Source organism: Nonomuraea sp. NPDC023979, from assembly GCF_040639085.1.
Lineage (GTDB): Bacteria > Actinomycetota > Actinomycetes > Streptosporangiales > Streptosporangiaceae > Nonomuraea > Nonomuraea ceibae.
In genome coordinates, this window is record NZ_JBEZZG010000003.1 from 124,280 (window position 1) to 141,205 (window position 16,926).

Sequence of the window (16,926 nt, forward strand, 5' to 3'; positions counted from 1 at the left end):
CGGGGGGTTATCTGTGTAGAGCACGGCACACCATAGGAACGTCGCATGTCAACGAGTGGCGGAGAATTGTTTCATCTTCGTTTCCTTGCGCGGTGTAAATTTTCAGCGGGCTTCGGTGACCGCGCCCGACTCCACCCGCAGCCGGCGATCGACGTGCACGGCGTCGAGCATCCGGCGGTCGTGCGTGACCAGCAGCAGGGTGCCCGGATAGCTCGCCAGCGCCGACTCCAGCTGCTCGATGGCGGGCAGGTCGAGATGGTTGGTCGGCTCGTCGAGCACGAGCAGGTTAACACCCCTGGCCTGCAACAACGCCAGCGCGGCCCGGGTGCGCTCGCCGGGTGACAGCGTGGCCGCCGAGCGCAGCACGTGCCCGGCCTTGAGCCCGAACTTGGCCAGCAGGGTCCGCACGTCGGCCGGCATCAGCTCCGGCACGTGCGTGGCGAACGCGTCGAGCAGCGCCTCCTCGCCCTCGAACAGCCCGCGCGCCTGGTCGACCTCGCCGACGACGACGCCGGGGCCGAGCGCGGCGTGCCCCTCGTCCAGCTCGGTCCGGCCGAGCAGGGCGGCCAGCAGCGTGGTCTTGCCCGCGCCGTTGGGCCCGGTGATCGCGACCCGCTCCGCCCAGCCGATCTCCAGGTCGACCGGGCCGAGCGTGAACGTGCCGCGCCGGACCACCGCGCCGCGCAGCGTCGCCACGACCGCGCCGGAGCGGGGCGCGGCGGCGATCTCCATCCGCAGCTCCCACTCCTTGCGCGGCTCCTCGACGACGTCCAGCCGCTCGATCATCTTGTCGGTCTGGCGGGCCTTGGCCGCCTGCTTCTCGGTGGCCTCGACGCGGGCGTTGCGGCCGATCTTGTCGTTGTCGGGCATCTTGCGGCGGGCGTTCTTGACGCCCTTCTCCATCCACGCCCGCTGGGTGCGGGCGCGGGCCTCCAGCTGGGCGCGGGTCTCCGCGTACTCCTCGTACTGCTCCCTGGCGTGCCGCCTGGCGACCTCGCGCTCGTCCAGGTACGCCTGGTAGCCGCCGCCGTAGAGGTGGATCTGCTGCTGGGCCAGGTCCAGCTCCAGGACCTTGGTGACGGTCCTGGCCAGGAACTCGCGGTCGTGGCTGACCAGCACGGTGCCGGCGCGCAGCCCGTTGACGAAGCCCTCCAGCCGGTCGAGGCCGTCGAGGTCCAGGTCGTTGGTCGGCTCGTCGAGCAGGAACAGGTCGTAGCGGCTGAGCAGCAGCGACGCCAGCCCGGCGCGGGCCGCCTGGCCGCCGGACAGCGAGGTCATGAGCTGGTCCAGGCCGACCGTCAGCCCGATCGTCTCGGTGCGCTCCTCCAGGTCGGCGCCGCCGAGCGACAGCCACCGCTCCAGGGCCACGCTGTAGGCGTCGTCGGCGCCGGGCGCCTGCTCGACCAGACCCTGCGTGGCGGCGTCGAGCTCGCGCTGCGCCTGGGCCACGCCGGTGCGCCGGGCCAGGAACTCCCTGACCGTCTCGCCCGGCCTGCGGTCGGGCTCCTGCGGCAGGTGGCCGACGGTGGCCGTGGCCGGGCTGAGCCGGATCGTGCCCTGCTCGGGCCGGTCGATCCCGGCCAGCATGCGCAGCAGCGTGGACTTGCCCGCGCCGTTGGCCCCCACGAGCCCGATCACGTCGCCGGGGGCCACCACGACATCCAGCCCGGAGAACAGCACCCGCTCCCCGTGTCCGGCCGCCAGATCCCGCACCACCATGGTCGCACTCATGTGGGCCGATGCTACTAGTGTGTGCCCGGTGTCCCGTTTGCCCGTCGCCCTCGCCGCGCTGGTCACCATAGGTCTGGGCCTCGGCGTGCGCATGCTGTGGGACGGCCCGGTCCCCAAGTACGCCGGCGACGCGCTCTACACGGTGCTGATCTACCTGCTCGTGCTGCTGGCCCTGCCCCGCGTCCGCCCCTGGGCCGCCGCCCTGGTGTCGGCAGGGCTGAGCTGGGCGATCGAGTTCGCCCAGCTCGCGGGCATCCCTGCGATGCTGCGCCCGCTGCTCGGCAGCACCTTCAACCCGCCCGACCTGCTCTGGTACGCGATCGGCGCGGCCCTGGCGTGGGCCGGTCACACCTGGGCGTATAGATCGCGGCCTGCGGGATAGGGGGCAGGCATGGACAAGACCATCGCGTTCCTCGTGGCACCCGAAGGCGTCGAGCAGGTGGAGCTCACCGAGCCGTGGAAGGCCGTCAAGCAGGCCGGCGGCACGCCCAAGCTGGTCTCCACCAGCGCGGGCCAGGTCCAGGGCTTCAACCACCTCGACAAGGCCGACACGTTCGCCGTGGACGCCACGGTGGAGGAGGTGTCGCCCGCCGACTTCGACGGCCTCGTGCTGCCCGGCGGCGTCGCCAACCCCGACTTCCTGCGCACCGTGCCGCAGGCCGTCGCGTTCGCCAAGGGCTTCTTCGACGCCGGCAAGCCGGTGGCCGCCATCTGCCACGCGCCGTGGACGCTCATCGAGGCCGACGTGGTGCGCGGCCGTACGGTCACCTCGTGGCCGAGCCTGCAGACGGACCTGCGCAACGCCGGGGCCACCTGGGAGGACCGGGAGGTCGTCGTGTGCACCGGCGGCCCGAACAAGCTGGTCACCAGCCGCAAACCGGACGATCTGAAGGCGTTCTGCCAGGCCACGGTCGACGCGTTCGGCTGACGAGATCGAAACTCTTCTGTAACTCCTTGCTCGCGCGGGGGAAATGGTCTAGACGTAGACCAAAAGAGCGTCCTCCGCGCCCCCCAGGGAGACCTCAGTGACCACAGAAGAGGATTCCAGGCGACTCGCCGAGCTCGGCTACAAACAGGAGCTGGCCCGGACCTGGAGCGGTTTCTCCAACTTCGCGATCTCCTTCTCCATCATCTCGATCCTCGCCGGCTGCTTCACGACCTTCGGGCAGGCCTGGAACAACGGCGGCCCCATCGCCATCTCGTGGGGCTGGCCGCTGATCTCCCTGTTCATCCTGATCATCGGCTTCTGCATGGCCGAGCTGGTCTCCGCCTACCCGACGGCGGGCGGCATCTACTGGTGGGCCGCCAAGCTGGGCAAGCCGATCCACGGCTGGTTCACCGGCTGGCTCAACCTCATCGGCCTCATCGCCGTCACCGCGTCCGTCGACTACGGCTGCGCCACGTTCCTCAACATCACGCTCACCCGGCTGACCGGCGGCGCCTGGGAAGGCACGCTGCCGCAGGCGTTCCTGCTGTTCGTGATCATCCTGGTGCTGCACGCGCTGATCAACATCTACAGCCATCGACTGATCTCGCTGCTGCAGAACATCTCCGTCTGGTGGCACGTCGCCGGCGCCGCGGTCATCGTCGCCATCCTCGTCTTCGCCCCCGCCCAGCACCAGTCCGTCGGCTTCGTCTTCACCGAGACGATCAACAACTCCGGGTTCGGCGACGGCGACGGCGGCCTGCCCTTCTGGCTGTACGTGCTGCCGCTCGGCTTCCTGCTCACGCAGTACACGATCACCGGCTTCGACGCCTGCGCGCACGTGTCGGAGGAGACCCAGGGCGCCGCCAAGGCCGCCGCCCGCGGGCTCTGGCAGTCGATCTTCTATTCGGCGATCGGCGGCTGGATCCTGCTGCTGGCGTTCCTGTTCGCGGCCACCAACGTGGACGAGATCAACGCGCAGGGCGGCTTCGTCGGCGCGATCTTCACCACCGCGCTCTCCTCGCCGCTGGCCACCGCGATCTTCGCGATCTCCACGATCGGCCAGTTCTTCTGCGGCATGAGCTGCGTGACCTCGATGTCGCGGATGACGTACGCCTTCTCTCGCGACGGCGCGGTGCCCGGCTGGCGGCTGTGGTCCAAGGTCGACCGCAACCGCACCCCGGTCAACGCCATCCTGGCCGGCTGCGCGGTGGCCGCCCTCATCACCCTGCCCGCCCTCTACGCGCCCGCCGGGCTCACCACGCCCGTCGCCTTCTACGCCGTCGTGTCGATCGCGGTCATCGGGCTCTACCTGGCGTTCCTCATCCCGATCTGGCTGCGGCTGCGGATGGGCGACCGCTTCGAGCCCGGGCCGTGGACGCTCGGGCGCCGCTACAAGGCGCTGTGCTGGATCGCCTGCGTCGAGATCGCCATCGTCTGCGTGTACTTCGTCATGCCGTTCTCGCCCGCCGGCGTGCCGGGCAACGCGGACTTCACCTGGACGTCGGTCAACTACGCGCCGATCGCCGTCGGGGTCGTGCTGGTCGGCATCGCGCTGTGGTGGGCGCTGTCGGCCCGGCACTGGTTCACCGGGCCTCGCCGCACCGTCGACGAGGTCCCGGCGGAATGACGTACGAGATGACGTACTGAGTGCGTGGTCAGGCCGCCTCGAAGGAGGCGGCCACGGCCGCGCGGACCTTGTCCATCGCGGTGTCGCCCAGCTCGCGCTTGAGCGAGGTCATGTCGACGTCCGGCATGCCGCAGGCGACCGCCCAGTCCCACGGCGTGAGGTCGCCGTCGACGTTGAGGGCGAAGCCGTGGCTGGTGACGCCGCGGCTCTGCCGCATGCCGATCGAGACGATCTTGCGGCCGGTCCGCGACGTCCACACGCCGGTGAGCAGCTCCGAGCCCGGCGGGGTGTCGCGGCGCTCGGCGGGCAGGCCGAGCGCGCCCAGCGCGTCGACGAGCCGCAGCTCGACCTCGCGCACGTAGTCGACGATGCCCTCGTCCTCCCCCAGCTTGACGACGAGGTAGCCGACGAGCTGCCCCGGGCCGTGGTAGGTGAGCTGCCCGCCGCGCCCGGTCTCGACGACCGGGATGCCGCGCGACGGGTCGGGCAGGTGCGCCGCCGGGGTGCGGCGGCCGACGGTGTAGACGGACGGATGGCTGAGCAGCCAGAGCGTGTCCGGCCGCTCGTCCCGTTGGCGCTCGCCGACGAGGTCGGCCATGCGCTCCATCGCCTTGTCGTAGTCGACGAGCTCGTCCTGGATGAGTGTCAGCGGCCTTGCCATGCTTCGAGCATAGGCGGGACTAGTACTTCTTCGGCTCCTCGGGGACGAGGATCCACATGATCGCGTAGACGACCCACATCGGCCCGGGGAAGAGCGAGAGGATCAGCCAGATGATGCGGACCAGGGTGGGCGGCAGGCCCATCTTGTCGGCGAGACCGCCGCAGACGCCGGCCAGGATCCTGTGCTCTCGTGAGCGGTACATCGTGTCCTCCGTGTGGTTACGTTCTGACTGGTCCAACGGACGACCGCGCGCCGCCTATCCCGTCAGGGCCCCTGAGAAAACCCTGTAAGGGTCAGCCACTCCCGGGCCAGCGCCAGATGTTCGCTGGTCAGGCCGCGTGCTGGAGGCACGTGGACGAGCAGGAAGTCGTCCAGACCCTGATGAGCCCTGAGATACTCCTCGTCCTCCTTGAAGACCTGGTCGTCGAACCAGACGAAGGGCCGCCTGCCCACGTAGTCCGCCACGTAACGGGTCTTGAACATCTCGCCGTGCCGGCTGCCCCGGTCGGGCCCCAGCGGGACCACCGGCAGCATCGGCAGCCCCAGCCGGGGCGCGATCCACTCGTTGGCGTGCCGCTCCCAGGTGGTCGCCCAGGCCAGCTCGGAGCCGGTGCGCAGGGCGAGCTCCATCAGCCGGGGCCCGTGCCTGGGGTTGAGGTGCACCGTGTAGAGGATGTCGCCGATCGTGCACCGGTAGCGCCGGAAGTCTGGCGTGGCGTGCCCGGTGGGGTTGAGCACGCCGTCGACGTCCAGGAGCAGCAGCGGTTTCACGTGGCGGCCCCGGCCCGGTGCTCCTGAGGGCTGATGCCGCGCACCCGTTTGAAGGCGGCGCTCAGCGCGAACGGGCTGCCGTAGCCGACCTTGCGCGCCACCGAGCCGACCGTCGCGTCAGGCTCGCGCAGCAGGTCGGCGGCCAGGGCGAGCCGCCAGTCGGTGAGGAAGGCCATCGGCGGCTCCCCCACCAGCTCGGTGAACCGCCGGGCCAGCGAGGCACGCGAGACGCCCACCTCGGCGGCCAGCGAGGCGACCGTCCAGGGGTGGGCCGGGTTGTTGTGCAGCATGCGCATCGCCCGGCCCACGATAGGGTCACCGCTCGCCCGATACCAGCCCGGCGCCTCGTGCTCGGCGAACCACGAGCGCAGCGTCGAGATCAGCAGCAGGTCGAGCAGCCGGTCGAGCACCGCCTCCTGGCCGGGCTCGTCCCTGACCACCTCGGCGCCGAGCAGCGGGATCAGCGGCTCCCCCGGCTGCACCAGCAGCGGCGGCAGCGCGTCCAGCAGCCGCCTGCTGATCTCCCCCTCCATGAGGTAGGTGCCGGTGATCATCACGGTGCCGCCGTCGGGGCTGTTGCCCCAGGTGCGCACGCCCAGGTCCATCGCCTGGTAGAGGGACTCGCCGTCCAGGGTGGTGCAGTGCTGGCCGGGGTGGATGACGATCTGCGGCTCGGTCTCCGGCCGGTCGGCGACCGTGTACGGATCGGGCCCGCGGACGATCGCCACGTCGCCGGGCGCCAGGCTCACGAGCTCACCCCGTGACGGCACGATCCAGGCCGAGCCCCGTACCATCGCCACCAGCGTCAGCGGGGCCTCGTCCTGGATGCGGATCGACCACGGCGGGTCGAGGATCGAGCGGAGCAGGAAGGCGCCACGGGCCCGCGGGCCGTCGAGCAGCGCTGCCAGATGGTCCATGAGTTAGACGATCGCATATGCCAACGCGCTTCTCAACCATGGATAGTCTCACCACGGCCGGGCTTAATGGAGCCATGACAATCTTGGTTACGGGCGGCACCGGCAAGACCGGCCGCCGGATCGCAGACAAGCTGACCGCTCTCGGCCACACCGTCCGGGTCGGCTCCCGCTCGGGGACGCCGCCGTTCGACTGGACCGACCGTGACACCTGGGCGCCCGCCCTCGCGGGGGCGGACGCCGCCTACCTCGCCTACCAGCCCGACCTGATCGTGCCGGGCGCGCTGGACGACATCCGCGCCTTCACCGAGCTGGCCGTCCGGTCCGGCGTGCGGCGGCTGGTGCTGCTGTCCGGCCGCAACGAGCCCGAGGCGCAGGCGTGCGAGCGGGTCGTGCGCGAATCGGGTTTGGAGTGGACCGTCGTCACCTGCGGCTGGTTCATGCAGAACTTCACCGAGGGCTACCTGCTGGAGTCGGTGCTGGACGGCGCGATCGCGCTGCCGGCGCGCGAAGTGGCCGAGCCGTTCGTCGACGCCGACGACATCGCCGACGTCGCGGTGGCCGCGCTCGTCGAGGACGGCCACACCGGCAGGACGTACGAGCTGACCGGGCCGAGGCTGCTCACGTTCGCCGACGCGGCGGCCGAGCTGTCCAAGGCCGCAGGAAGGGAGATCGCCTACATCCCGATCACGATGGAGCAGTACGCGGCCGGCGCCGCCGAGCACGGGGTCCCCGGCGACGTCGTCGCCATGCTGACCACGCTGTTCACCGAGGTGCTCGACGGGCGCAACGCCTACGTGGCCGACGGGGTGCGCGAGGCGCTGGGCCGGCCGGCGCGGGATTTCACCGACTTCGCCGCGGCCTGGGCTCAGTCCACGTCGTAGACGCCGGCCATCCACGCCCCCGGCCGGGCTCCCAGCTCGCCGGCGAGCTGGAGCGCGACGTCGTAGCGGACCAGCTCCCCGGCGACGTACCGGCCGTCGCACATGCCCCTGTCCTTCTCCGGCAGCGCGCAGCCGTCCAGCGCGGCCTCCGTGATCAGCGACGTCGGGGGGAACACCCACACCCGGACGGACTGCTTCCGGTCCGTCCAGTCACCCGGCAGCTCCCCCGCGCGGAACGTGTGGCGGGCCTGCCCGCCGGCGCACCAGCAGCATCCGCCTGCCCCGCCGTACGATCCTCGTCACGTCCACCGTCCTTCCCGGCACGTACGCCGTCAGCTCCGCGAGCAGGTCGCGCAGTTCGTCCTCGGTGTAGGTCATCGCCCCGCCCTCGTGAGCCGCACGGCCGGATGGACCCGCAGCCGCGTCAGGGCGCGGCCGAGCTGGGTCTTGACGGTGCCGAGCGAGCAGCCGAGCACCGCCGCGCACTGCGGCAGCGTCAGCCCCTCGAAGTAGTGCAGGACGACCACCGCCCGCTGCCGGTCCGACAGCCCGCGGATCGCCGCCCACAGCGCGTCCTTCTCCGTCACGTCGCGGGCGAGAGCCGTCTGCACCAGGTCCTCGGCCGTGACCACAATCGGCCGACACCGTTCGTCATGAATTTTCGTGAACCGTCGGGTGAACATGGGCTGTCCTCCTCGCCGGGACGTTCCGCGGGGCCCTCCGGCGGTCCCCGTTTCCGCTAGCCTCACCTCGTTCACTCCGGTGTTTCCTGGGGAAGGTGCGCACGTGATCGGCTGGATGGAAGCAGTGGTGCTGGGGCTGCTGCAGGGGCTCACGGAGTTCCTGCCGATCTCCTCCAGCGCGCACATCCGCGTCGTCTCGGCGTTCCTCGGCTGGGACGACCCGGGGGCGGCGTTCACCGCCGTGATCCAGCTCGGCACCGAGGCGGCCGTGCTGATCTACTTCAGGAAAGAGCTCTGGGAGATCATCTCCACCTGGACGCGCTCGCTGTTCAAGCCCGAGCTGCGCGACCACTTCGCCGCCCGCATGGGCTGGTACGTCATCGTCGGCACCATCCCGATCGGCGTGCTCGGCCTGGTGCTGAAGGACCAGATCGAGGGCGCCTTCCGCGACCTGCGCCTGGTCGGCACCACGCTCATCGTCTTCGGCATCATCCTGTGGTTCGCCGACCGCACCGCACGCAACAAGCTCACGCTGGAGAAGCACCTCAACGTGACCCACGCGGTCGTCTACGGCTTCGCCCAGTCGCTGGCCCTCATCCCCGGCGTCTCCCGCTCCGGCGGCACGATCACGGCCGGCCTCCTGCTCGACTACCGGCGGGAGGCCGCGGCCAAATACTCCTTCCTGCTGGCCATCCCGGCCGTCCTGGCGTCGGGGCTGCTGGAGCTGGCCGAGATCGGCAACGGCGACGCGCCCGACTGGGGGCCGACGATCCTGGCCACGGTGATCTCGTTCATCGTCGGCTACGCGGCGGTGGCCTGGTTCCTGCGTTACATCAGCACCCACCGCTTCACCGGCTTCGTGATCTACCGCATCCTGCTCGGCGTCTTCGTCATCCTCGCGGTCAGCCTGGGCTGGATTCCGGCCCAAGGGTGATGACGTCCTCGCCGAAGACGACCCGGTAGACCCCCTCGCACACCTCCTCCGACATGCTGCCCACGACCTCGCCCAGGCCGGACGGCCACACCGTCCCCGCGTCCCAGACGACGCCGTGCAGCAGGTCCGGCGACATCAGCCGCAGGCCGGACAGATCCGCTCCCGACACGTCCAGGGCGGCCCCGGGCTCGGCCACGCCGGGCAGGTCGGCGGCGAGGTCGCCCGCGTCCGACAGGCCACGCGCGATCGCCACGATCAGCGTGCTCAGCGGCGGCCGTGCCACCAGGGCGCCGGGCGAGCCGCCCCCGCGTCGGGGATAGCAGGCGAGCGCGACCGCCACCGCGCGGGCCAGCGCCACCGTGAGCGCCCGGAGCAGGTCGGGGGTCCGGCTGAGATCGCCCGACCTGGCGCTGTCCAGGGCGCGGCCGACGGCCTGCGTCAGCTCGTCGGCGCGCGTGTCGCGGAACGACGCGGCCAGGGCCCGGGCGTGCGCGTCCGCCCGCGTCAGGGACCTCTCGATCTCGCGCAGCCGCAGCCGCGCGTGGAAGAGCTCGGTGGCGGCCGGAGGCGGCGGCTGCACCGCCGGGCGGACCTCCAGCATGGAGTTGAGCAGGCCGCCGACATCCGTGTGCGCGCGCACGTACGCCAGCAGGTCGGCGTCGGCCTGTTCGAGGAGGTCGTCGAGCTCCTCGTCGGTGAGGGGGACGTCATCACGGTGATCGGTCATGGGACGCGGCCCCCTTCCGGGTCCGATACTCCGCGAGCCGGTACCTGAGCACGACGCGCGCCTTCTTGACCAGGTCCGCAGCCTGCTGCTCCGTCAGGCCCAGGGCGGCGGCGACGGCGGAGTTGGGCTGGTCGTCCATCCGGTACCGGATGGCCAGCCGCTGGTCCGGCGGCAGCTCCCGCAGGGCGGCCAGCACGTCCACGGCGGGGCCGATGAGGTCCGCCGGATCGTCGGCGCGCGCGGCCGTCTCCGGGACGTCGGCGACCGGGACCGTGCTCACCCGCCGGCGGCTCTCCCCCGGCGGGCGGCGCAGGCACCGGCCGGCGACCTTGAACATCCAGCCCAGCGGCTCCTGCACCCGCGCCCACGCCTCCGGCTCGCTGTTGATCAGCCGCCACGCCTGCGTGAACGCCTCCTGCGCGGCGTCCTGGCTGTCGGCGAGCGAGGCGCCGCCGCGCATCAGGAAGCGGATCACCCGGCTGTGCTCCCGGGCGGCGAAGTCGACGAAGTCGGCGCGCATGGCCTGCACCCGGGTGCTCATCGCCGTGGCCGGGGCGTCCCCTGGAACGGCCTGCGGCGGCCGGGGACGTCGTGGCGGCTCGATCACCGCGTCGCTGCCCGGCGGTCACGCGCCGGGCCTGGCGCTGTCGATGTCATGTCCGTTCGCCCTTTCTCGGTCCATGTCTCATGAGGTTCATGAGGTTCCGACATAGAAAGGTGGGCGAGAACGAGCATGATCGGGAAGTGCACCGAAAGCGCCCGGCATGACAGAAGTCAGCCGCGTTGCTACAAATCAGCTCCGGTAGCGGAGGTTTCTGCACCCGCGCCGTTCAGGAAGCGGACTTCTGTGCCGTGAAGTCCGTTCGCGGGTAGCGGCTGGCCAGGCAGAAGACGACGGCGAACAGCACCCAGGCGGTGACGAAGGCCAGCGGATGGGCCCAGGCGTCGCCGATGAGGTCGGCCAGCATGGCGCGTCCCTCGAAGTAGGTCACCAGCCCGGCGATCGCCCCCGGGACGGCCCCCCACCAGCGCTTCCACCACACCTCGTGGACCAGGACCTCGTACCCGACCAGCATGATCGGGCCGAGGAGCAGCGGGCGCAGGCCGGCGGAGCCGGAGAGGAACGTCACCGCGAGGATGATCACGACGGCGCTTCCGCCGGTAAGGAGCACCATCAGCCCGAGCGGGGCGGGTTCGTCGCGTGGGTCGGTCTGCGGAGGGACGGGGGTATCAGACACCGGGACATTCTTCCCCATCACCCCACGGTCTGCGGCACGCTTTCACGTTCGGCGGCGGGCCTGTAGGTGGCCAGCGTGAACAGCACCGAGACGACCCCGATCGCCGTGGCCAGCGCAATCACCCCGGCCCTGCCCCACCCGTCGAGCGCGAGGCCGCCGGCGACGCCCGCGACGACGAGGCCCGCGTACTGGGCCGAGGAGAGCAGGCCCAGCCCGACCGGCACGTTGCCCGGCAGGACGGAGACGATCCGATACTGCTGCGCCGGGGCGATCAGCCAGCCGAGCGCGCCCCAGAGCAGCGCCCACAGCAGCCCGACCGGCAGCGCCAGGTTCGCGACCGGGATGAGCGCCAGGAACACCGTGGACGCGGCCAGCCCGATCAGCACCATGCGGCGCGGCCCGTACGCGTCGGTGAGCCGGCCGCCGAGGTGGCTGCCCACGATCGCACCGATGCCCCATGCCCACAGCACGACCGGCAGCGGCAGGTCGATCAGCGACCCGATGTAGGTGTAGGCGGTGAACCCGGCGCCGAACATCAGCAACTGCGTCGTCAGCACCGCCAGCACCCGCCGGTCGGCCAGCGGCGCGAACCGCTCGGCCAGCCGGCCCGAGACGGCCGTCCGCACGTCGGGCACCAGCGCCGCCACCCCGGCGAACCCCAGCACGCCCAGCCCCGTCACCAGCCAGATCGTCGTCCGCCACCCGGACGCCGTGCCCAGCCAGGTGCCGAGCGGCACGCCGATCGCCGACGACACGCTCAACCCGCCCAGCACCAGCGCCAGCGCCCGCCCCCGGTGCTCGGGCCTGGCCAGCGCGTTCGCCACGCCCGAGGCGGTCGGCGTGAACATGGCGGCCCCCGCCGCCGCCAGCACCCGGGTCGCCATGAGGAGGGGGTAGGTCGGTGCGAGCGCCGTCAACGCGTTGCCGAGCACGAACACGCCCAGCGCGATCAGCAGCAGCTTCTTGCGGGGCAGCCGCGCGGTCACGGCGGCGAGCACGGGCGACAGCACCGCGTACGCCAGCGCGAACACGGTCATCAGCTGCCCGGCCGCCGCGGTGGAGACGTTCAGGTCGCCGGAGATGGGCGCGAGCAGGCCGGCGGTGACGAACATGCCGGTGCCGACGGCGAAGTTGCCGGCGGCCAACGGGTAAAGGGGACGATTCACTCCACACACGCTGAAGCATTGTTGGATAGTTGTCAAACAATAAAATTGGGTATCGTGTCGGGTATGCGCCTGCTTCCGCACCCGGCCACCGACGACATCCAGCTCACGGAGGTTCTGCGCGCGCTGTCCGACCCGATCCGGCTGGAGATCGTCGCCCGGCTGGCCACGTATGGCGAGATGACCTGCACCGTCGCGGGCGACTCGCTCGGCGTGCACAAGTCCACCGCCTCGCACCACTACCGCACCCTGCGCGAGGCCGGCCTCGTCCTCACCAAGCAGGAGGGCAGGCTCAAGTACATGAGCCTGCGGCGCGACGACCTGGAGGCCCGCTTCCCCGGCCTGCTCGACTCCGTCCTCCTCGCGACACCCGTGGGCGGGCATGCCTGACCTGCCCATCCACGACGTCCTGCCCGACCTGCTCGCCGCCCTCGACCGCGACGGCAGCGCCGTCCTGACCGCACCGCCCGGCACCGGCAAGACCACCGTCGTCCCGCTCGCCCTCGCCGCCACCGGGCTGCGCGTGCTCGTCGCCGAACCCCGCCGCCTCGCCGTACGCGCCGCCGCCCGGCGCATGGGCGTCAGCTACACCATCCGCGGCGAACGGCACACCGGCGCCAACCCCAAGGTCGAGGTCGTCACCACCGGCGTCCTGCTGCAACGCCTCCAACGCGACCCCGAACTGCCCGGCGTCGACGCGGTCATGCTGGACGAATGCCACGAACGCCACCTCGACGCCGACACGGCGCTGGCGTTCCTCCTCGACGTACGCGACACCCTCCGGCCCGAGCTGCGCCTCATCGCCACCTCCGCCACCGCCGACGCCGGCCAGTGGTCCCGCCTGCTCGGCGACGCCCCCGTCGTCCGCGCCACCGGCGCCACCCACCCCGTCGAGACCGTGTGGGCGCCACCGCCCCGCCCCGTCTCCCCGCCGCACGGGCTGCGCGTCGACCCCGCCCTGCTCGCCCACGTCGCCCAGACCGTACGCCGCGCGCTCGCCGAACGGGACGGCGACGTGCTGTGCTTCCTGCCCGGCGTCGGCGAGATCGGCCGGGTGGCCGCCATGCTGCCCGGCGTCGACGTGCTCCAGGTCCACGGCCAGGCCCCCGCCCGCGTCCAGGACGCCGTCCTGTCACCCGGCACGTCCCGGCGCGTCGTGCTGGCCACCTCCGTCGCCGAATCGAGCCTCACCGTGCCCGGCGTCCGCGTCGTCGTCGACTCCGGGCTGGCCCGCGAACCCCGCACCGACCACGCCCGTGGCCTCGGCTCCCTCACCACCGTCCGGGTGTCCAAGGCGTCCGCCGACCAGCGCGCCGGACGCGCCGGCCGGGAAGCCCCCGGGACCGTCTACCGGTGCTGGTCCGCCGCCGAGCACGAACGCCTCGCCGAACACCCACGGCCCGAGATCGCGCTCGCCGACCTCACCGCCTTCGCCCTCCAGGCCGCCTGCTGGGGCAGCACCGGCCTCGCCCTCCTCGATCCGCCGTCGCCCGCCGCCCTCGCCGCCGCCCTCCGCACCCTCGCCACCCTCGGCGCCGTCGACCCCGCCGGCCGCGTGACGCCCCACGGCCGCCGCATGGCCCTCGCCGGCGTCGAACCCCGCCTCGCCCGCGCCCTCCTCGACCTCGGCCCCCGCGCCGCCGAGGTGATCGCCCTGCTGTCCGAGCCCCTCCCGCGCGACGCCTCCGACGACCTCGTCGAAGTCTGGCGCTCCGCCCGCCGAGGCAACGACCCCTTCACCACCCGCTGGCGCCAGGAAACCCGCCGCCTGACCGCCTCACGCCCGCCCTCCACCCCCACCGAAGCACCCCCACACCCGGAGAAGGGCGGAGGGGTTGCGCCCCCTCGCCGCCAGGCGGCCGCCCCCTCCAGGGGAACCCCACCCACCGAAACGGCCCCGCACCCCGGGACGCCCGGACGGCCTGCGGCGGGCTCGAGTGCCGGGGGAGCCGGTTCCTCCGTTGAGGCGGTGGCGGGGGTGGCGGTGGCGTTGGCGTTCCCTGAGCGGGTGGCGCGGCGGCGGGGCGGCGGGTATTTGATGGCGTCCGGCACGGAGGCGCAGCTCGGGGAGGGGTCGAGGCTGGCGAGCGCGCAGTGGCTGGCCATCGCCGTGGCGGACCGTCAGGCGGGGGCAGCGTCGGCGCGGATCCGGCAGGCGGTGGCGATCGACGAGGAGATCGCCCGTCAGGCGCATCCAGTGACGGTCGAGGAGGAGGTCGCCTGGAAGGTCCCGCCGGGCAGCCGTCGCGGGGACGTGTCGGCGCGGGTGGTCGAGCGGCTGGGCGCGATCGAGCTGTCGAGCGCCCCGCTGCCGGATGCCGACGTGCGTGACGCCCTCCTGCACGGCCTGCGTACGGAAGAGGTGCTGACGTGGACGAAGGCGGCGCGCGCGGTGCGGGACCGGCTGGCGTTCTGCCATCGGGCGGTGGGTGAGCCGTGGCCGCCGGTGGATCGGCTGGTGGAGCTGGCGGATCGGTGGCTGGAGCCGGAATTGTCGAGGGCGCGGCGGCGGGCGGATCTGGAGCGGATCGACGTGGCGTCGGCGTTGCGCAGGCTGGTGCCGTGGAGTGAGCGGCTGGAGGTGACGGCGCCGGAGCGGGTGGAGGTGCCGTCGGGGTCGCTGGTGCGGCTGGACTATTCGGGTGAGCAGCCGGTGCTGGCGGTCAAGTTGCAGGAGTTGTTCGGCTGGGTGGAGACGCCGCGGATCGCGGGGGTGCCGTTGCTGGTGCATCTGCTGTCTCCGGCGGGGCGTCCGCTGGCGGTGACGGCGGATCTGGCGTCGTTCTGGCGGGACGGCTACCGTTCGGTGCGGGCCGAGATGCGCGGCCGTTATCCCAAGCATCCGTGGCCGGAGGACCCGTTCACGGCGACCCCGACGAAACGGACCAGATGATCGACCAGGCCGCCGCCCTGAACAATGCCGAGTGGTGTGACGCGCTGTGCCGCGCGCACGGGCTGCCGGGGGTGTTCTCCGAGACGGTGTGGACGAACCCGGTCCGGACGCCGATCTTCTACCCGGACGCGGTCACGCTGTCGCCGGAGGCGACGGCGGCCGAGGTGCTGGCGGGGATCGACGCGGGGCCTGGGGCGTCGGTGAAGGACAGTTTCGCGGCGCTGGATCTGGCGGCGGCGGGGTTCGGGGTGCTGTTCGAGGCGACCTGGATCCATCGGGCGGCCCCTGGTCCGGGTGACGTGCGGGGCTGGGGGGTGGTGCGTGAGAAGGACGAGCTGGCGGCCTGGGCCGAGGCGTGTTTCGACGGTGAGCAGCCGGGGCTGTTCCCGGGCGGGCTGCTCGGCGAGGAGGACGTGGCGATCCTGCGCGGCGAGGAGGGCGGGGCGGTGCTCAACCTGTCGCGGCGGGCCTCGGTGGTGGGGGTGTCGAACGTGTGGGGCGAGGCCGCCTGGCCCGGGGTGGTCGCGATGGCGGCGGCGCTGTTCCCGGGCCTGCCGCTGGTCGGGTACGAGCCGGACCCGGCTCCGGCGGTGGCGCACGGCTTCGTCCCGGCGGGGCCGCTACGCGTCTGGCTGAAGCGCTGATCCGACGCCGATGTCCTTGAAGCCGCTGGACGTGGCGACGCAGACCACGGGCCCGTCGAACTCCTGGCGCAGCTTGCGGTAGCCGGCCAGCCCGGCGGCGCCTGACAGTTCCTGCCAGAGCCCTTGGCGGGCCAGGTCGCGCTGGGCGGCGCGGAGTTCGTCGTCGGTGACGGCCAGCGCGCCGCCGCCGCTGTCGGTGACGGCGCGGACGCCCCGGTGCCCGCCGACGGTGCAGGCGATCCCGTACGCGTCGGTGGGGGTGATGTCGACCACGGCGGCGGGCGCGCCGGTGGCGAGGGCGCGGGCGTTGGGCCCGCCGGCGGCCGGTTCGCAGGAGAACATGCGGGGCGCGGCGGGGACGACGCCGAGCCGTAGGAGCTCGGCGAACCCTTTCCACACCCCGTACAGCAGCTCGCCGTAGCCGGTGGGGGTGAACACGGCGGCCGGTGCGCGCCCGAGCTGGGCGTGGAGCTCGTAGGCGATCGTCTTGTAGCCCTCGGCGCCGTAGGGGTGGCCGGTGTGGGTGACGGTCTGGTTGCTGACGGGGTGGTAGCCGAGCCGGTCGACGATGTCGCGCAGCATGGGCCAGCGCTGTTCGACGGGCACGGTGTGCACGGTGGCCCCGTACGCGCGGACGAAGGACTGGACGGCGGGCGGCGAGTCGGCGGAGGCGAGGACGATCGCGGGGAGTCCGGCGCGGGCGGCGTAGGCGGCAGCGGCGGCGCCGTGGTTGCCGGAGGAGGCGACGACGACGCCGGGCGCGTTCTCGGCGAGTGCGGCGCTGACGGCGACGCGGTTGAGGCGGTCCTTGTGCGACCAGGTGGGGTTGCGGGACTCGTCCTTGACGTGGACGCCGCAGAGTTCCAGGAGCGGGGTGCCGCCTTCGCCGAGGGTGGGCGCGAGCAGCGGCGGGAGCAGCGGCTGCCAGCGGGCGATGTCGGGCAGGGCGGGCTGGTCGAACAGGTCGCCGGGCACGCGGGCGTAGTCGTAGTCGACCTCGACGGGGTAGGCCAGCTCGGCGGTGCTGGTGCGGGGGCAGCCGCGGGTGAGCGGCGGGCGGAGCGGATAGCCGATGGTCGGGTCGCCGAGGGAGCGCTGGCCGGTCGCCAGGGATCGCACGTTCACGCC

The 16,926-nt window shown here is 72.3% G+C and carries 21 protein-coding genes; 8 read left to right on the plus strand and 13 right to left on the minus strand.

Going from position 1 to position 16,926, the window contains the following annotated elements; all coding sequences use genetic code 11:
* Positions 1–102: 102 nt before the first annotated feature.
* Positions 103–1,731, minus strand: coding sequence for an ABC-F family ATP-binding cassette domain-containing protein (locus AB0G11_RS06980; protein WP_357584471.1), 1,629 nt, complete (start codon positions 1,729–1,731; stop codon positions 103–105).
* 28 nt (positions 1,732–1,759) lie between these two features.
* On the opposite strand from AB0G11_RS06980, the gene AB0G11_RS06985 reads away from it, so the two are divergent.
* The 3 genes from AB0G11_RS06985 (at position 1,760) to AB0G11_RS06995 (ending at position 4,286) form a co-directional block, all read left to right on the plus strand.
* Entirely contained in the window at positions 1,760–2,113 is a 354-nt protein-coding gene (locus AB0G11_RS06985) for a DUF2809 domain-containing protein (RefSeq protein ID WP_357584473.1), read from the plus strand.
* Between the two features lie 9 nt (positions 2,114–2,122).
* The gene (locus tag AB0G11_RS06990) at positions 2,123–2,659 is read left to right on the plus strand and encodes a type 1 glutamine amidotransferase domain-containing protein (protein ID WP_357584475.1); all 537 of its coding nucleotides are present in this window, start codon (positions 2,123–2,125) and stop codon (positions 2,657–2,659) included.
* A 97-nt stretch (positions 2,660–2,756) separates the two neighbouring features.
* Positions 2,757–4,286 (plus strand): amino acid permease, encoded by a 1,530-nt coding sequence (locus AB0G11_RS06995; protein WP_219511784.1) that lies wholly within the window; start codon positions 2,757–2,759, stop codon positions 4,284–4,286.
* A gap of 28 nt (positions 4,287–4,314) precedes the next feature.
* Here AB0G11_RS06995 and lipB read toward each other — a convergent pair whose 3' ends face one another.
* The 4 genes from lipB to AB0G11_RS07015 all read right to left on the minus strand — a co-directional run bounded on the left by lipB (position 4,315) and on the right by AB0G11_RS07015 (position 6,635).
* Positions 4,315–4,947 carry a lipoyl(octanoyl) transferase LipB gene (lipB, locus tag AB0G11_RS07000; protein ID WP_219511782.1) on the minus strand — a complete coding sequence of 211 codons (633 nt, stop codon included), beginning with the start codon at positions 4,945–4,947 and terminating at the stop codon, positions 4,315–4,317.
* Positions 4,948–4,966: 19 nt separating this feature from the next.
* Positions 4,967–5,149, minus strand: coding sequence for a PspC domain-containing protein (locus tag AB0G11_RS07005; RefSeq protein WP_049565582.1), 183 nt, complete (start codon positions 5,147–5,149; stop codon positions 4,967–4,969).
* Positions 5,150–5,211: 62 nt separating this feature from the next.
* Positions 5,212–5,718 carry an HAD domain-containing protein gene (locus AB0G11_RS07010; protein WP_308126084.1) on the minus strand — a complete coding sequence of 169 codons (507 nt, stop codon included), beginning with the start codon at positions 5,716–5,718 and terminating at the stop codon, positions 5,212–5,214.
* Entirely contained in the window at positions 5,715–6,635 is a 921-nt protein-coding gene (locus AB0G11_RS07015) for an AraC family transcriptional regulator (RefSeq protein WP_219511781.1), read from the minus strand. The genes AB0G11_RS07010 and AB0G11_RS07015 overlap by 4 nt, the downstream gene beginning before the upstream one ends.
* Positions 6,636–6,709: 74 nt before the next feature.
* Between AB0G11_RS07015 and AB0G11_RS07020 the strand changes: the two genes are divergently transcribed.
* Positions 6,710–7,516 carry an NAD(P)H-binding protein gene (locus AB0G11_RS07020; protein WP_357584477.1) on the plus strand — a complete coding sequence of 269 codons (807 nt, stop codon included), beginning with the start codon at positions 6,710–6,712 and terminating at the stop codon, positions 7,514–7,516.
* Here the strand turns inward: AB0G11_RS07020 and AB0G11_RS07025 are convergent.
* From AB0G11_RS07025 to AB0G11_RS07035, 3 genes are read right to left on the minus strand one after another with little or no spacing between them, the layout of a single operon-like run.
* A complete protein-coding gene (locus tag AB0G11_RS07025) occupies positions 7,501–7,698 on the minus strand; it encodes a hypothetical protein (protein ID WP_357584479.1) in 198 nt (65 codons plus the stop codon). The two genes, AB0G11_RS07020 and AB0G11_RS07025, sit on opposite strands and share 16 nt — an antisense overlap.
* Before the next feature lie 28 nt (positions 7,699–7,726).
* On the minus strand, positions 7,727–7,894 hold the full coding sequence (locus AB0G11_RS07030) for a hypothetical protein (protein ID WP_357584481.1): 168 nt from the start codon (positions 7,892–7,894) through the stop codon (positions 7,727–7,729).
* Positions 7,891–8,148 (minus strand): sigma-70 family RNA polymerase sigma factor, encoded by a 258-nt coding sequence (locus tag AB0G11_RS07035; RefSeq protein ID WP_357584483.1) that lies wholly within the window; start codon positions 8,146–8,148, stop codon positions 7,891–7,893. The genes AB0G11_RS07030 and AB0G11_RS07035 overlap by 4 nt, the downstream gene beginning before the upstream one ends.
* A 154-nt stretch (positions 8,149–8,302) precedes the next feature.
* On the opposite strand from AB0G11_RS07035, the gene AB0G11_RS07040 reads away from it, so the two are divergent.
* On the plus strand, positions 8,303–9,133 hold the full coding sequence (locus AB0G11_RS07040; RefSeq protein WP_308126082.1) for an undecaprenyl-diphosphate phosphatase: 831 nt from the start codon (positions 8,303–8,305) through the stop codon (positions 9,131–9,133).
* Here the strand turns inward: AB0G11_RS07040 and AB0G11_RS07045 are convergent.
* The 4 genes from AB0G11_RS07045 to AB0G11_RS07060 form a co-directional block, all read right to left on the minus strand.
* The gene (locus AB0G11_RS07045) at positions 9,102–9,860 is read right to left on the minus strand and encodes a hypothetical protein (protein WP_357584485.1); all 759 of its coding nucleotides are present in this window, start codon (positions 9,858–9,860) and stop codon (positions 9,102–9,104) included. The two genes, AB0G11_RS07040 and AB0G11_RS07045, sit on opposite strands and share 32 nt — an antisense overlap.
* Entirely contained in the window at positions 9,844–10,467 is a 624-nt protein-coding gene (locus AB0G11_RS07050) for a sigma-70 family RNA polymerase sigma factor (protein WP_357584487.1), read from the minus strand. The genes AB0G11_RS07045 and AB0G11_RS07050 overlap by 17 nt, the downstream gene beginning before the upstream one ends.
* 223 nt (positions 10,468–10,690) lie before the next feature.
* Entirely contained in the window at positions 10,691–11,098 is a 408-nt protein-coding gene (locus AB0G11_RS07055) for a hypothetical protein (protein ID WP_219511766.1), read from the minus strand.
* A 17-nt stretch (positions 11,099–11,115) separates the two neighbouring features.
* Positions 11,116–12,264 (minus strand): MFS transporter, encoded by a 1,149-nt coding sequence (locus AB0G11_RS07060; RefSeq protein WP_357584489.1) that lies wholly within the window; start codon positions 12,262–12,264, stop codon positions 11,116–11,118.
* Between the two features lie 63 nt (positions 12,265–12,327).
* Here AB0G11_RS07060 and AB0G11_RS07065 point away from each other — a divergent pair, with 63 nt between their 5' ends.
* From AB0G11_RS07065 to AB0G11_RS07075, 3 genes are read left to right on the plus strand one after another with little or no spacing between them, the layout of a single operon-like run.
* Positions 12,328–12,651 (plus strand): helix-turn-helix transcriptional regulator, encoded by a 324-nt coding sequence (locus AB0G11_RS07065; protein WP_219511761.1) that lies wholly within the window; start codon positions 12,328–12,330, stop codon positions 12,649–12,651.
* Positions 12,644–15,154 (plus strand): ATP-dependent helicase C-terminal domain-containing protein, encoded by a 2,511-nt coding sequence (locus AB0G11_RS07070; RefSeq protein ID WP_357584490.1) that lies wholly within the window; start codon positions 12,644–12,646, stop codon positions 15,152–15,154. Before AB0G11_RS07065 ends, AB0G11_RS07070 begins: the two co-directional genes overlap by 8 nt.
* Positions 15,151–15,798: a hypothetical protein gene (locus tag AB0G11_RS07075; RefSeq protein WP_357584492.1), complete on the plus strand. Its 648-nt coding sequence runs from the start codon at positions 15,151–15,153 to the stop codon at positions 15,796–15,798. The genes AB0G11_RS07070 and AB0G11_RS07075 overlap by 4 nt, the downstream gene beginning before the upstream one ends.
* Here AB0G11_RS07075 and AB0G11_RS07080 read toward each other — a convergent pair.
* Positions 15,775–16,923 carry a pyridoxal-phosphate dependent enzyme gene (locus AB0G11_RS07080; protein ID WP_357584494.1) on the minus strand — a complete coding sequence of 383 codons (1,149 nt, stop codon included), beginning with the start codon at positions 16,921–16,923 and terminating at the stop codon, positions 15,775–15,777. The two genes, AB0G11_RS07075 and AB0G11_RS07080, sit on opposite strands and share 24 nt — an antisense overlap.
* Positions 16,924–16,926 lie beyond the last annotated feature (3 nt).